This is a genomic window from Demequina phytophila (assembly GCF_000971135.1).
Classification (GTDB): Bacteria; Actinomycetota; Actinomycetes; order Actinomycetales; family Demequinaceae; genus Demequina; species Demequina phytophila.
This window is the reverse complement of the sequence record NZ_BBLW01000001.1, coordinates 447018-460590: the sequence shown is the minus strand read 5'-3', so window position 1 is coordinate 460590 and position 13573 is coordinate 447018. Positions and strand designations below refer to the sequence as shown.

12 protein-coding genes and 1 tRNA gene are annotated in these 13573 nt (G+C 73.1%); 9 read left to right on the top strand and 4 right to left on the bottom strand.

The genetic code is table 11. The annotated features are described in order from the left end of the window. Window positions 1–2: 2 nt before the first annotated feature. The 4 genes from AOM01_RS02245 to AOM01_RS02230 all read right to left on the bottom strand — a co-directional run bounded on the left by AOM01_RS02245 (window position 3) and on the right by AOM01_RS02230 (window position 4191). Window positions 3–875: an ABC transporter substrate-binding protein gene (locus AOM01_RS02245; protein WP_062288295.1), complete on the bottom strand. Its 873-nt coding sequence runs from the start codon at window positions 873–875 to the stop codon at window positions 3–5. A gap of 114 nt (window positions 876–989) precedes the next feature. Further along, a complete protein-coding gene (locus AOM01_RS02240) occupies window positions 990–1418 on the bottom strand; it encodes a cupin domain-containing protein (RefSeq protein ID WP_062288292.1) in 429 nt (142 codons plus the stop codon). Beyond that, window positions 1415–2719 (bottom strand): amidohydrolase family protein, encoded by a 1305-nt coding sequence (locus tag AOM01_RS02235; protein WP_062288289.1) that lies wholly within the window; start codon window positions 2717–2719, stop codon window positions 1415–1417. Before AOM01_RS02235 ends, AOM01_RS02240 begins: the two co-directional genes overlap by 4 nt. After that, window positions 2716–4191, bottom strand: a complete 1476-nt coding sequence (locus AOM01_RS02230; RefSeq protein ID WP_062288286.1) for an adenosylhomocysteinase — start codon at window positions 4189–4191, stop codon at window positions 2716–2718. The genes AOM01_RS02235 and AOM01_RS02230 overlap by 4 nt, the downstream gene beginning before the upstream one ends. 44 nt (window positions 4192–4235) lie before the next feature. Between AOM01_RS02230 and mfd the strand changes: the two genes are divergently transcribed. The 9 genes from mfd (at window position 4236) to AOM01_RS02185 (ending at window position 13507) form a co-directional block, all read left to right on the top strand. Then, a complete protein-coding gene (mfd, locus tag AOM01_RS02225) occupies window positions 4236–7772 on the top strand; it encodes a transcription-repair coupling factor (RefSeq protein ID WP_082109903.1) in 3537 nt (1178 codons plus the stop codon). 20 nt (window positions 7773–7792) lie between these two features. Beyond that, window positions 7793–8419 carry a hypothetical protein gene (locus tag AOM01_RS02220; protein ID WP_156155789.1) on the top strand — a complete coding sequence of 209 codons (627 nt, stop codon included), beginning with the start codon at window positions 7793–7795 and terminating at the stop codon, window positions 8417–8419. 25 nt (window positions 8420–8444) lie between these two features. Continuing rightward, window positions 8445–9065: a nucleoside triphosphate pyrophosphohydrolase gene (locus AOM01_RS02215; RefSeq protein WP_062288281.1), complete on the top strand. Its 621-nt coding sequence runs from the start codon at window positions 8445–8447 to the stop codon at window positions 9063–9065. Between the two features lie 77 nt (window positions 9066–9142). Beyond that, on the top strand, window positions 9143–10423 hold the full coding sequence (gene eno, locus AOM01_RS02210; protein ID WP_062288278.1) for a phosphopyruvate hydratase: 1281 nt from the start codon (window positions 9143–9145) through the stop codon (window positions 10421–10423). 109 nt (window positions 10424–10532) lie between these two features. Further along, a complete protein-coding gene (locus AOM01_RS14705; protein WP_062288275.1) occupies window positions 10533–11213 on the top strand; it encodes an FtsB family cell division protein in 681 nt (226 codons plus the stop codon). A 9-nt stretch (window positions 11214–11222) separates the two neighbouring features. Then, window positions 11223–11741: a DUF501 domain-containing protein gene (locus AOM01_RS02200; protein ID WP_062288272.1), complete on the top strand. Its 519-nt coding sequence runs from the start codon at window positions 11223–11225 to the stop codon at window positions 11739–11741. Window positions 11742–11750: 9 nt separating this feature from the next. Beyond that, window positions 11751–12704, top strand: coding sequence for a Ppx/GppA phosphatase family protein (locus AOM01_RS02195; RefSeq protein WP_062288269.1), 954 nt, complete (start codon window positions 11751–11753; stop codon window positions 12702–12704). A 16-nt stretch (window positions 12705–12720) separates the two neighbouring features. Then, window positions 12721–12794: transfer RNA gene (locus tag AOM01_RS02190), tRNA-Leu, on the top strand. Window positions 12795–12967: 173 nt separating this feature from the next. Continuing rightward, window positions 12968–13507 (top strand): YaeQ family protein, encoded by a 540-nt coding sequence (locus AOM01_RS02185; RefSeq protein ID WP_062288266.1) that lies wholly within the window; start codon window positions 12968–12970, stop codon window positions 13505–13507. Window positions 13508–13573: the final 66 nt, after the last annotated feature.

Sequence of the window (13573 nt, the reverse complement as noted above, 5' to 3'; positions counted from 1 at the left end):
GCTTAGCCCAGGACCGGGACGTCGGCGGCCTCGGAGAGCCACTCGGTCTCGAGGTCGGCGAGCGTGCCGTCCTCGGTGAGGGCGTCCACGGCGGCGGTCACCGGCGCGGTGAGCGCGGAGCCCTTGGGCAGGACGATGCCGAACTCGTCGCCACCCTCGTTGCCCTCGAACTGGCCCACGATGGTGCCGTTGTCGACCTCGACGTACGCGGAGTAGAAGGCGCCCGGCAGGTCGGTGACGAAGGCGTCGATCTGGCCGGCGTTGAGCGCGCCCACCACGTCGGCGACGGAGTTGAAGACCTGGATGTTGTCCTCGCCCAGCTTCTCGACCGCGACGTCGTAGGAGGTGGTGCCGACCGCGACGCCCACCAGCTGGCCCTCGAGGTCCGCGACCGACGTGGCGGACGCGGCGTCGGTACCGTCGACCGCGACGAGCGCCTGCGACGTCACGTAGTACGGGCTGGAGAAGTCGACCGCGGTCTTGCGCTCCTCGGTGATGGAGAACTGCTGGATGTTGAGGTCCCAGTCCTTCGCGCCAGGCGCGATCGCCGAGTCGAACGAGGAGCGGACCCACACGACGTCCTCGGCCGCGAAGCCGAGCTCCTCCGCGACCGCGTACGCGACGGCGGCCTCGAAGCCCTCGCCGGACTCGGGGTCGTCGTTGATGACCCACGGCTCGTAGGCGGGCTCGCCGGTCGCGATGGTCAGCTTGCCCTCGGTGAGGGTCTCGAGCGCGACCTCGGTGGGCTCCGCGGACGCGGACGCCGAGCCGGCGCCGCTCGCCTCGGGCTCCGAGGTGGAGGAGCAGCCCGCCATCATCAGCGCGGACAGGGCGGTCGTCGCGATCAGGCCGGCGCGCACACGTGTGCTGGTCATGGGTGCTCCTCGAAAGAGTTCAGGGGATGGGTGACGGCCAGCGGCGGCCGCGAGGCCCAGCCTACCGGCCACGATGCGGTACCGGTGCCCGCATCGTGAGACGCGGGCGACCCGTCAGGCCAGCCGCCAGTCCGCGAAGTCGAAGCCCGGCGACACCACGCAGCTCACCAGCACCTCCTCGTCGGCGACCAGCCGCGCCGCCTGCCACACGCCCGCGGGGACCAGGCACTGCGCCACCTGCCCCGCACCCAGGTCCGGGCCCAGGACCACGGCGACCGGCGCATCGTCCGGCGTCTCGCCCGACCCGCCGAGCCGCAGCTCGAGCGCGCCTGGACCGTGCCACAGCCACATCTCGTCGGACGTGACCACGTGCCACGCGCTCTCCTCTCCGGCGGTGAGGAGGTAGTGGATGATCGTCGCGGCGGGCCGCTCGCCGCCCGCGGTGGCGACCGGCATGCGCGAGGTGTAGGTGCGGCGGAACCAGCCGCCCTCGGGGTGCGCCTCGAGGCCCAGCAGGGTCGCGGTGGCGGGGACGGCGGTCATGAGGCGACTCCGGTCTGCTCGGTGAAGGCGGGGTGGGCGACGCGGACCTGTCCGGAGATCACGGTCGCGGCGGCGCGGCCCTCGCCGCCCGTCACCAGGGTCTCCAGCGTGGACGCGACGTCGGTCACGGGCACGTCGAAGAACGCGAGGTCCGCCCGCGCGCCCACGGCGAGGTAACCCGTACGGTCCGGCCCCACGTCGAGGCCCATCGCGTGCGCGCCGCCGAGCGTCGCGGCGGACAGCAGCCGCTCCGCGAGGTCCGCGCCCGCGTACCCCTGCGCGCGCGCGATCCGGTGCAGCTCCGCGACGTCCGCCATGAGGTCCAGCGACGGCGAGCTCGACAGCGAGTCCGTGCCCACCGCGATGGGGCTGCCCTCGGACAGGTAGGCGGCGACGGGCGGCTCGTCGAGCCCGATCACCGCGTTGGAGCGCGGGCACAGCGCCACCGAGGTGCCGCGTGCCCGCAGGATCGCGCGGTCGCGCTCGCTCATGTAGACGCCGTGCGCGATGTGGCAGTCCGGCCCCAGCACGCCCAGGTGGTCGACGTAATCCGTGGCGGACGTGCCGTAGCCGGCGTGGCGCAGCTCGTGCAGGGAGGCGAGGCCGCGCAGCTGCCACGGCTCCGTGGCGGCGTGCGCGAACTCGCGCTCGATCGCCGACTCGCCCAGGTGGATGTGGATCCGCGAGCCCCGCTCGCGCACGATGTCGGGGATCTCCAGCAGCGGCGCGATCTCCAGCGAGTACGGCGCGTGCGGCGACAACCCGGTCCCGGGCGGGGAGGGGAGCGCGTCGAGCGCCGCCTCGACCTGCGCGCGACCCCGCTCGACCCACTCCTCGTTGGTCCAGTCGATGACCTCCCAGTAGGTGATGCCGTGCAGGCCCGCGTCGTGCAGCGCGCGCATCGCCTCGAGGTCCGTGACCACGTCCGCGACGGCGGTGGTGCCCGCCTCGAGCATCATGCGCGCGCCGGCGGCGGCGTCCGCGGCCCAGTCGTGCGGCCGGGCGTAGACCGGGTTGAATCCCTTCGCCCAGGACTCGAAGCCCTGGTAGCTGCCGCGACCCACCTCCGCCATGCCGGTGTACTGCAGGTGCGTGTGCGCGTTCACCAGCCCGGGCATCAGCACCCCGGGCCAGTGGATGTGATGCGCGTCGAGCCCACGCTCCGCGAGCGAGCCCGCGACCCAGCGCCGCTCGCCCACGTGCAGGATCCGACCGTCGCGCACCGCGATCGCACCGTCCACGATCGGCGGCGCGGTCACAGGCACCACCAGCGCCGCGGAGTAGAGGACCACGCCGCTCATGCGCGGGAGTCCCGGTAGCGGCGCGAGCGCCAGTCGGCGTCGCCGGGGGACGATGCCGTGGCCGGGTCCTCGTCGACCTCCAGCCCGCGCGCGGCGGCGGCGGTCGCGGCCACGTGCGCCACGGCGTGGGCGGGGAGGGCGTGCACCCCGACCGCGGGACGGGTCTCGAGCAGGTGGCGGATGGCCGCGAGCTGCGTCGCGAAGGACAGGTCCATGATCTCGATCGGGTTGCCCTCCGCGGCGGTGACGTTGATGCAGCCGCCGCGGTCGAGCACCAAGGTGCCGCGCTCGACGTCCACGTCGAGGTGGGGAACCCGTGACCCGGCCACCGCGACCGGCTCGAGCACGTCGAGCTCGAGGTCGATCTCGCCGGGCACGCCGCCGGCCACCGCGACCATCGCCGCGAGGGACAGCAGCTCGCGCGTGATGGTGCCCGCGACCCCGGTGCAGGAGATCACGAGCGCGCCCTGCGCGAGGTCTTCGGCGTGTCCGACCTGGTAGCCGTCGTGCGCGGCAAGCAGCGCGCGCAGCGGGTCGATCTCCGCGACGCTCACCTGCGCGCCCAGCGCCGCCAGGTGCGCCGCCACCCCGACGCCGACCGGCCCATAGCCGATCACCAGGACGGGCAGGTCGCGCACCGTCGCGTCGACGTTCTCGATGAGGTCCGCGATCGCGAACACGCAGCTCTGGCCCGTGCCGTAGCGGTTGTCGAAGCCGGTCTTGGTCGCGGCGTCGTTGACCGCGACCACGGGGGTCCGCAGCACCCCGGAGGTCTCCATGGCCCGCAGCGGGGTGAGCCCCGACGTGGTCTCCTCGGTCACCCCGATCCAGCCCGCCACCACCTCGGGCGCCGCCTCGTGGGCCAGGCGCACCAGGTGGGAGCCGTCGTCGACCACCACGTCGAAGCCGCGGCGGAGCCACCCGAGCGCGGCTTCGCGCTCCGCCGGCCCGGCGAGCGTCGCGTCCGCGTCCACCGCGACGCCCCGCGCCCGCAGCGCGTCCGCCACGGCCGCGTCCGTCTCGTCCGGGTGCGCGTACACCGCGACCTCCGCGCCCGCGTCGCGCAGCAGCAGCGCGAGGTTCGCGGTCTTGGGTTCGAGGGTCATCGACACCCCGATCCGCAGGCCCGCGACGGTCCCGGCGTCCGCGAGCTCGCGGGCCAGCGCCGTCGACACCGGCATGTGGGCGCGCGCGAAGTCCAGCCGGCCCCCGGCGTCCCCGCGCGAACCCCAGGGCGTCCCGCCCAGGGCGAGCGCGGCATCGTCCCCCTGCACGTCGATGTCGAGGACGTCGGGGCCCTCGGACTCGACCAGGAGCGCGCCGAGCGCGCGGGCCATGCCCGCGACGGCCAGCGCGGTGGCGGTGTCCTCCTCCTCGGCGCTCACGCGCACCGGCCGGCCGGCGATGAGGAGGTTGGTCTCGCGGGCGAAACGGCGGAGGATCCGCTCGGCGGTCGCGTGCGGGTCGGTCATGGTCCACCAGTCTAGGAGCGGTGGTGTCGGACGCCGTGCCTAGGATGGTTGCGCCGGATTTCCCGGTCGCTCGGCATGCCCTGGAGGCCCACGTGAGCACTGTCCCGCCGCTGTCCCCGCTCCTCGGAGGGTGGGCGGACGCCCGCCTGGGCGACGTCGCGCACGTGCACGCCCCGTCGGTGGCGGCGCCACCGCTGCTCGCGTACGCCGCGGGTGCCGGCGGCGGCGCGATCCTCGCCGTGACCGCGACCGGCGGCGACGCGGAGAAGCTCGAGTCCGCGCTCGCCGCCTACCTGGACCCGCGCACGGTCGCGACGTTCCCCAGCTGGGAGACCCTCCCGCACGAGCGCCTCAGCCCGCGCTCCGACACCGTCGCCCGCCGCCTCGCGACCCTGCGCCGCCTCGCCCACCCCGAGCGCGCCGCCCAGGAGAGCGGCCTGCCGCCGCTGCGCGTGGTCGTCGCACCGCTGCGTGCGATCCTTCAGCCGCTGGTGCCGGGCATCGCGGACCTCGAGCCCGTGCTGCTGCGCGTGGGCGACGAGCGCGACCTCACCGACCTCACCGAGGCGCTCGCGGCCGCCGCGTACACGCGCGTCGACATGGTCGAGCGGCGCGGCGAGTTCGCCGTCCGCGGCGGGATCGTCGACGTGTTCCCGCCCACCGAGCCGCACCCGGTCCGCGTCGAGTTCTTCGGCGACGAGGTCGAGTCGCTCCGCTCCTTCTCCGTCGCGGACCAGCGCTCCCTCGAGCCGGTGGACCGCCTGTGGGCCCCGCCGTGCCGCGAGCTGCTCCTCACCGAGGACGTGCGCGCCCGCGCCGCGAGCCTCGTCGACGCGAACCCCGCGGCCGCGGACATGCTCGCCCGCATCGCGGACGGCCACGCCGTCGAGGGCATGGAGTCCCTCATCCCGGCGCTGCTGACCCGGCTCCAGCCGGTGACGGACGTGCTGCCGCGCGACACCCGCATCGTCGCCCTCGAGCCGGAGCGCCTCGCCCGTCGCGCCGAGGATCTCCAGCGCACCGCCCAGGAGTTCCTCGCGGCCGCGTGGGTGAGCGCCACCGCCGGCGCCGACGCCCCGCTCGAGACCCAGGGTGCCTTCCTGTCCCTCGAGGAGGTCCAGGAGTCCGCCGAGGACCGCGGACTCGGCTGGACCACCGTGGGCCCGTTCGGCGCGCACGGCGCCGTCGAGACCGGCATCGCCGAGCTCGAGGACCACCGCGGCCGCCTCGCGGCGGCGCTCGACGTGGTGCGCGCCCGCCTCGGCGACGGTTGGCGCGTGGTGATCGCGGCGGCCGGCATCGGCAGCGCCCACCGGATCGTCGAGCAGTGCGGCGAGGCCGACCTCCCCGCGCGTGTCGCCACCACGGGGGACGATGCGGACGCCGGGGTCGTCGCCGTCCTCGCGGGCGTCGACGGAGGCGGCTTCCAGGTGCCCGAGGCGAAGGTCATCGTGCTGCACGAGTCCGACCTCACCGGCCGCTCCGCCTCCGCCGCCGGACCCAAGGTCAAGGTGCCCAGCCGTCGCCGTACCGCCGTCGACCCGCTGCAGCTGCGCCCCGGGGACTTCGTGGTCCACTCGGCACACGGCGTCGGGCGGTTCGTGGAGCTCACCAAGCGCACCGTCCGCGGCGTCGAGCGCGAGTACCTGGTGATCGAGTACGCGCCGTCCAAGCGCGGCGGACCCGGCGACCGCCTCTCCGTCCCGACGGACCAGCTGGACCTCATCACCAAGTACGTGGGCGGTGAGACCCCGTCCGTCAACAAGATGGGTGGCGCCGACTGGGCGAAGACCAAGGGCAAGGCGCGCAAGGCGGTCAAGGAGATCGCCGCCGAGCTGATCCGCCTGTACAGCGCCCGCATGGCGACCAAGGGCCGGGAGTTCGGCCCCGACACCCCGTGGCAGCGCGAGCTCGAGGAGTCGTTCGCGTTCGTCGAGACCCCGGACCAGCTCTCCACCATCGACGAGGTCAAGGGCGACATGGAGAAGGGCGTCCCTATGGACCGCCTGGTGTGCGGCGACGTGGGCTTCGGCAAGACCGAGATCGCGGTCCGCGCCGCCTTCAAGGCCATCCAGGACGGCACCCAGGTCGCGATCCTGTGCCCCACCACGCTGCTGGTGAAGCAGCACGTCGACACGTTCTCCGAGCGCTTCGCGCAGTTCCCCGTCAAGGTCGCCGCGCTGTCGCGCTTCCAGACCGACAAGGAGGCCAAGGAGATCATCGACGGGCTCGCGGAGGGCACCATCGACCTGGTGGTGGGCACGCACCGCCTCATCACCGGCTCGGTGCGGTTCAAGGACCTCGGGCTCATCATCATCGACGAGGAGCAGCGGTTCGGCGTCGAGCACAAGGAGACCCTCAAGGCGCTCCGCACCGACGTCGACGTGCTCGCGATGTCCGCGACCCCGATCCCGCGCACCCTCGAGATGGCCGTCACCGGCATCCGCGAGATGTCGACGCTCGCGACGCCGCCCGAGGAGCGCCACCCGATCCTCACGTATGTGGGTCCGCACGAGGACGCCCAGGTGACCGCCGCGATCCGCCGCGAGCTGCTGCGCGACGGCCAGGTCTTCTACATCCACAACTCCGTCAAGACCATCACGCGGGCCGCGCTCAAGCTGGGCGAGCTGGTGCCGGAGGCCCGCATCGCCGTCGCGCACGGTCAGATGAGCGAGAAGCAGCTCGAGCAGGTGATCGTCGACTACTACGACAAGAAGTACGACGTCCTGGTGTGCACCACCATCGTCGAGACCGGACTCGACATCTCCAACGCCAACACCCTGATCGTGGAGCGGGCGGACACGTTCGGGCTGTCCCAGCTCCACCAGCTCCGCGGCCGCGTGGGCCGCGGGCGCGAGCGGGCCTACGCCTACTTCCTGTACCCGCCGGACCGCACCCTCACGGAGACCGCCCACGACCGCCTCCAGACCATCGCCGCCAACACCGACCTCGGCTCGGGCATGGCCGTCGCGATGAAGGACCTCGAGATCCGCGGCGCGGGCAACCTGCTGGGCGCGGAGCAGTCCGGTCACATCGAGGGCGTCGGATTCGACCTCTACATCCGCATGGTCGGCGAGGCCGTCGCCGGCTTCCGCGGCGAGGAGGTCGAGGAGCGGGCGCCCATGACGGTGGACCTGCCCATCGACGCGCACATCCCCGAGTCCTACATCGAGCACGAGCGGCTGCGCCTCGAGGCGTACCGCAAGATCGCGGACGCCGACACGGAGGACGTGCTGTCGCAGATCGAGGAGGAGCTCGACGACCGCTACGGCACCCTGCCCGAGCCCGTCGCGAACCTCCTCGCGGTCGCGCGCCTGCGCCTCGAGCTGCGCGCCGCCGGCGTCCACGACGTCGTCGCGCAGGGCAAGTACATCCGCTTCAGCCCCCTCGAGCTTCCCGACTCCGCGGCCATGCGCATCACGCGCCTGTTCCCCGACACGCTCATCAAGCCCGCCGTGCGCCAGGTGCTGGTCCCGGCACCCATGACCGCCCGCCTGGGCGGCAAGCCCGTCGAGGGCCTCGAGGTGCTCGACTGGGTCCGGACGGTCCTTCAGGCCACCCGTGCGCCGGTGGCCTCGTGAGCGACATTAGGATGGCGGGCATGACGTTCCGCCGACGCCTCGCCGTCCTCGCCGCATCGTCCCTCGTCCTCGCCGGCTGCGCCGTCCCCGGCCAGCCCGCCGCCCCCGGCGTCGCGGCGTCGTACCAGGGAGTGTCGATCACCACCAGCGACCTCGACGCGCTCGCCGCGGACTGGGCGGAGGCCAGCCAGGGCTCCGTCACCCCCGACCGCCAGGAGCTCGCGACGTTCGCCGCGCTCGGCCCCGGCGCGCTCGAGGCCGCCAACCAGATCGCGGAGGACGCCGGCACCACGCTCGGCATCAACGACGGCAACGTCCGCACCCTCGCGGAGAACTGGTTCGCAGGCGTGGGTGCCACGGACCCGGTGATCCCGGACAGCGTGGTCGAGTCGATGTCCGACATGCTCGCGATCTACTTCGTGGTGGGCGGCGACCCGACGCTCGGCGCGATCACCGAGATCGCGGAGCAGGTCCAGGCCGACGCGACGTTCTCGCCGCGCCTGGGCGAGTTCAGCACGGACGCGCTCACCGTGTCGCTGGGCGAGGCGATGACCAACGCGCAGAACATGTCGGGCAACTACTACGTCGCGTTCGTCGAGGTCTCCGGCTTCGAGCCCACCACCGCGCCCTGGGCGGCGCGTGACTGACGGGATCCCCCGTCTGGTGGAGGTGATGGATCGCCTCCGCTCGCCCGGCGGCTGCGCCTGGGACGCCGAGCAGACGCACGCCTCGCTCGCGCCGTACGCGCTCGAGGAGGCCCACGAGCTGGTCGAGGCGATCGAGGAGGGCGACCGCACCCACCTGCGCGAGGAGCTCGGTGACGTGCTGCTCCAGGTGGTCTTCCACGCGCGCGTCGCGCAGGAGCACCCCGAGGACCCGTTCGACCTCGACGCGATCGCGGACGTGTGCGCCGACAAGCTGATCGCCCGTCATCCCCACGTCTTCGGCGACGAGGAGGCGGGCACCATGCGCGACCACCTCGAGCGCTGGGACCGCATCAAGGCGCGGACGCAGGGCCGCGACTCCGTCATGGACGGCGTCCCCGCGTCGCTCGGCGCGCTCGCCCGCGCGCAGAAGATGCTGGGCCGCGCCGAGAGGGCCGGCCTGGCGGACGATGCCGCGGTCGCCCAGGACGGTTCGCTCGGCCCCGCGCTGCTCGCCCTGGTGGCGCGCGCTCGCGCGGAGGGGCTCGACGCCGAGACGGAGCTGCGCGCGGCCACGCGCGCGCTCGAAGCGGCCGCTCGCGCGGCTGAGCAGGCAGGACGTGGCGACACCGAAGGTTCATCCGGCTAGGACGAACGTCGCCCAGCGCGCACCTGTGCGCATCGTTAGACTCCCAAGAGGTTCATCCATCCAAGCGAAGGAGCATCATGGCCAGCATTGAGGCCGTCGGCGCCCGCGAGATCCTTGACTCGCGCGGCAACCCCACCGTCGAGGTCGAGGTCGCGCTCGAGGACGGCACGTTCGCACGTGCAGCCGTCCCGTCGGGCGCGTCGACCGGAGCGTTCGAGGCGGTTGAGCGCCGCGACGGCGACAAGGGCCGTTACCTGGGCAAGGGCGTCGAGCAGGCCGTGGACGCGGTCATCGACGAGATCGCCCCCGAGATCGTGGGCCTCGAGGCCACCGAGCAGCGCATCATCGACCAGATCATGCTCGACCTGGACGGCACCGACAACAAGGGCAAGCTGGGCGCGAACGCGATCCTCGGCGTCTCGCTCGCGGTCGCGAAGGCGGCGGCGGACTCGGCCGACATCGCGCTGTTCCGCTACGTGGGCGGCCCGAACGCGCACGTCCTGCCCGTCCCGATGATGAACATCCTCAACGGTGGGTCGCACGCCGACTCGAACGTCGACATCCAGGAGTTCATGATCGCCCCCGTGGGCGCCCCCACGTTCCGTGAGGCGCTCCGCACCGGTGCCGAGGTCTACCACTCGCTCAAGTCCGTGCTCAAGGAGCGCGGCCTGGCCACCGGCCTGGGCGACGAGGGCGGCTTCGCCCCCAACCTCGGCTCGAACCGTGAGGCGCTCGACCTCATCCTCGTCGCGATCGAGAAGGCCGGCTTCACGCCCGGCGAGGACGTCTGCCTCGCGCTCGACGTCGCCGCCACCGAGTTCTTCAAGGACGGCGGCTACCAGTGGGAGGGCGGCGTGAAGACGCCCGAGGAGATGATCGCCTTCTACGAGGGCCTCGTCGCCGACTACCCGCTGGTCTCCATCGAGGACCCGCTGTCCGAGGACGAGTGGGGCTCGTGGACCGAGCTCGTCGCGAAGGTGGGCGACAAGACCCAGATCGTCGGCGACGACCTGTTCGTCACGAACCCGGTCCGCCTCAAGCGCGGCATCGACGAGAAGGCGGCCAACGCCCTCCTGGTGAAGCTCAACCAGATCGGCACCCTGTCCGAGACCTCGGACGCCGTGCAGATGGCGCAGCGCGCCGGCTTCTCCGCCATGGTGTCGCACCGCTCGGGCGAGACCGAGGACGTCACCATCGCGGACCTCTCCGTGGCCTACAACGCCGGCCAGATCAAGACCGGCGCCCCCGCCCGCGGCGAGCGCATCAACAAGTACAACCAGCTGCTCCGCATCGAGGAGGAGCTGGACGACGCCGCCAAGTACGCCGGCAAGTCGGCCTTCCCGCGCAAGTTCGCGTAAGCGACCGCGCAGGCCTGGACGGGCGCGTCTCCCTCGGGAGGCGCGCCCGTTCCGCGTTCCCCCGGCGATTCGGTCCGGCGGGTGGTGAGAGAGCCGGGAGAATGGCTCCGTGACCGACCCGACACGCCCGCGCGCCCCGCGCGCCTCCGGCGTGCCTCGGGACGATGCCCCGGCCGCCCGGCCGCGGACGCACCAGTCGAGCGCGCCGCGCCGCCGCACCGCGCCGTCCACGGGAGGCGTGCGGATCCCCAAGGGTCGCGCCGCGAGCCGTCCCGGCGGGCCGTCGGGACCGGGCCGCGCCAGCGCGCCGCGCAACCGCATCGAGCCCGCGAAGGCGCGCGGATCCTGGGTGACGGCGATGGGCTGGCGCCTGGTGGTGCTGGTCGGCGTCGTGGTCCTCGCCGCCGCCGTCGTGCTGCCGTCGCTGCGCGCCTACTTCCGCCAGCAGGAGGAGCTCGCCGAGCTGCGTGCCGAGGCCGTCACGGCGCAGGAGACGGTCGAGGACCTGCAGGCCGAGGTCAGGCGCTGGGACGACCCGGCCTTCGTGGAGGCGCAGGCGCGCGAGCGGCTCCGCTACGTCTACCCGGGTGAGACGCCTTATCAGGTGATCGACCCCGAGACCGTCGAGGGCGCCGCGGAGGGTTCGCCCGCTGCGGAGGACCCGACCGTGGTCGACGACTCGGGCACCTGGTACACGCGCCTGTGGGACTCCGTCGAGACCGCGGGCGATGCGAAGGTGGGCGGGAAGGCCAAGGCGCCCGCCGCATCGTCCACCGGTACCGCCGACTAGAATGCCGGGGTGAACGACACCCCTGCGACCGAGCGCGACGTCGCCGTCCTCGCCGCCCAGCTGGGGCGGGCGCCCCGCGGGATCGTGGCGATCGCGGCCCGCTGCGTGTGCGGCAACCCGACCGTGGTGCACACCGCGCCCCGCCTGCCCGACGGCACCCCGTTCCCCACGCAGTACTACCTCACGCACCCCGACGCGGTCGCCGCCGTGTCGACGCTCGAGGCCAACGGCGTGATGAAGGACATGCAGGCGCGGCTGACCTCGGGGGAGGAGCCGGAGCTCGCCGCCGCCTACCGCGCCGCCCACGAGCGCTACCTCGAGGAGCGCTACGCGCTGGGGGACGTGCCCGAGATCCACGGCATCTCCGCCGGCGGCATGCCCGACCGCGTCAAGTGCCTCCACGTGCTCGTGGGCCACGCGCTCGCCGCCGGTGCCGGCGTCAACCCGCTGGGCGACGAGGCGCTCGCGATGATCGCCGAGAGCTGGCGGCCCGACCGCTGCACGTGCGCGGTCGAGATCGCTGAGTAGTCTGCAGTCATGCGTGTAGCCGCCATCGACTGTGGGACCAACTCGATCCGCCTGCTCATCGCCGACGTCGACGTCGAGACGGGCTCGCTGGTCGACGTGGTGCGGACCATGACAGTGGTGCGCCTGGGCCAGGGCGTGGACCGTACCGGCGAGTTCGCCGCGGCGGCGCTGGAGCGGACCTTCGCCGCGACCGACGTGTACGCGGCGCAGTGCCGGGAGCACGGGGTCGAGGCGATCCGGTTCGTCGCCACCTCCGCGACCCGCGACGCGCGTAACCGCGACGTGTTCCTCTCCGGCGTCGAGTCTCGCCTGGGCGTGGTGCCCGAGGTGATCTCGGGCGCCGAGGAGGCCGCGCTCTCCTTCCGCGGCGCGACGGGGGCGCTCGACGCGGCCCACGACGCGCCGTTCCTGGTGGTCGACCTCGGCGGCGGCTCCACCGAGGTGGTGCTCGGTGTGACCCGGCCCGAGGCGGCGCACTCCATGGACGTGGGCTGCGTGCGGATGACCGAGCGTCACCTCGCCGGCGACCCGCCGTCGGAGGCGCAGGTCGCGGCCGCCGAGGCGGACGTCCACGAGGCGATCGACATGGCCTTCGCGGGCGTACCCGTGTCGCAGACCCGCACCCTCGTGGGCCTCGCGGGCACCATCACCACGGTGACCGCGCACGCGCTGGGCCTTCCCGAGTACGACCGTCACGCCATCAACGGCGCCGTGATCCCGATCGACGACGCGATCCGCGCGTGCGATGAGCTGCTCGCCGCCTCGCGCGCCGAGCGTGCCGCGCTCGGGTTCATGCACCCGGGCCGCGTGGACGTGATCGGCGCCGGCGCGCTGGTGTGGCGCACCGTGATGACTCGGGTGCGGTCGGCGGTGGTCGAGGCCGGCGGAGAGCTGCCGCACGTGGTCACCAGCGAGCACGACATCCTGGACGGCATCGCGTTCTCGGCGGCCGAGCGGGGCTGACGGGCCACGTGCCGACGCCCCCGTAGCCCAATTGGCAGAGGCGGCCGACTTAAAATCGGCGCAGTGCGGGTTCGAGTCCCGCCGGGGGCACTCTTGCCACGTCCCGCCCGACCGCGCTCCACGCGGATCCTGCAACTGCAGGCCTCGTGGTCGGGCGATGCAACGGGACTTGCATGCGTGAAGCGATTCATCCGCGATCGCGTGTGGAGTCTGGTCGGGGTGTGGCGGATGCGGGGTGCCCGACGGGCCTAGGCTGGTGCGCCATGGCTGCCGGAGCGACCGTCCACACGTTCGAGATCTCCCTCGCGGACGTCGACCGCGGCGTCTACGAGGAGCTGTCCCTGCGCGCCGCGCGTCATCCCTCCGAGACCGCGCTGTTCCTCATCACCCGCGTGCTCGCGTACTGCCTCGAGTTCGAGGAGGGCATCGGATTCTCCGAGGGCATCTCGACGGCCGAGGAGCCCGCAGTCCTGGTGCGCGACCTCACGGGGCTCATCACGGCGTGGATCGAGGTCGGGCAGCCCGAGGCGGAGCGGCTGCACCGCGGCTCGCGCCTCGCCGGCCGCACCGCGGTCTACACCCAGCACGACCCGGCGAAGGTGCTGGCACGGTGGGACGGCAAGAAGATCCACCGCCGCGAGGACATCCTGCTCCACAGCTTCGACCCCGGGTTCATCGAGGCCGCCGCGGCGCTGATCGAGCGCCGCAACGCGCTGACCGTCTCCGTCACGGAGCGGCACCTGTACCTCGAGCTCAACGGGACGTCGCTGGACTCGGCTATCCACTCGGTGCCGCTCGGCTGACGCGCCAGCCGGGCCGGCGGCGCCGAGTTCCCCGCAGCGCGCGGAGATCTTGCCGAAGCGTCGCTG

Excerpts from the sequence above, each read along its gene's own strand:
- AOM01_RS02245 (WP_062288295.1), bottom strand. The coding sequence starts at position 875 with ATGACCAGCACACGTGTGCGCGCCGGCCTGATCGCGACGACCGCCCTG.
- AOM01_RS02220 (WP_156155789.1), top strand. The coding sequence starts at position 7,793 with ATGACGTTCCGCCGACGCCTCGCCGTCCTCGCCGCATCGTCCCTCGTC.
- AOM01_RS02235 (WP_062288289.1), bottom strand. The coding sequence starts at position 2,719 with ATGAGCGGCGTGGTCCTCTACTCCGCGGCGCTGGTGGTGCCTGTGACC.
- AOM01_RS02195 (WP_062288269.1), top strand. The coding sequence starts at position 11,751 with ATGCGTGTAGCCGCCATCGACTGTGGGACCAACTCGATCCGCCTGCTC.
- eno (WP_062288278.1), top strand. The coding sequence starts at position 9,143 with ATGGCCAGCATTGAGGCCGTCGGCGCCCGCGAGATCCTTGACTCGCGC.
- AOM01_RS02240 (WP_062288292.1), bottom strand. The coding sequence starts at position 1,418 with ATGACCGCCGTCCCCGCCACCGCGACCCTGCTGGGCCTCGAGGCGCAC.
- AOM01_RS02185 (WP_062288266.1), top strand. The coding sequence starts at position 12,968 with ATGGCTGCCGGAGCGACCGTCCACACGTTCGAGATCTCCCTCGCGGAC.
- AOM01_RS02215 (WP_062288281.1), top strand. The coding sequence starts at position 8,445 with ATGGATCGCCTCCGCTCGCCCGGCGGCTGCGCCTGGGACGCCGAGCAG.
- AOM01_RS02230 (WP_062288286.1), bottom strand. The coding sequence starts at position 4,191 with ATGACCGACCCGCACGCGACCGCCGAGCGGATCCTCCGCCGTTTCGCC.
- mfd (WP_082109903.1), top strand. The coding sequence starts at position 4,236 with ATGGTTGCGCCGGATTTCCCGGTCGCTCGGCATGCCCTGGAGGCCCAC.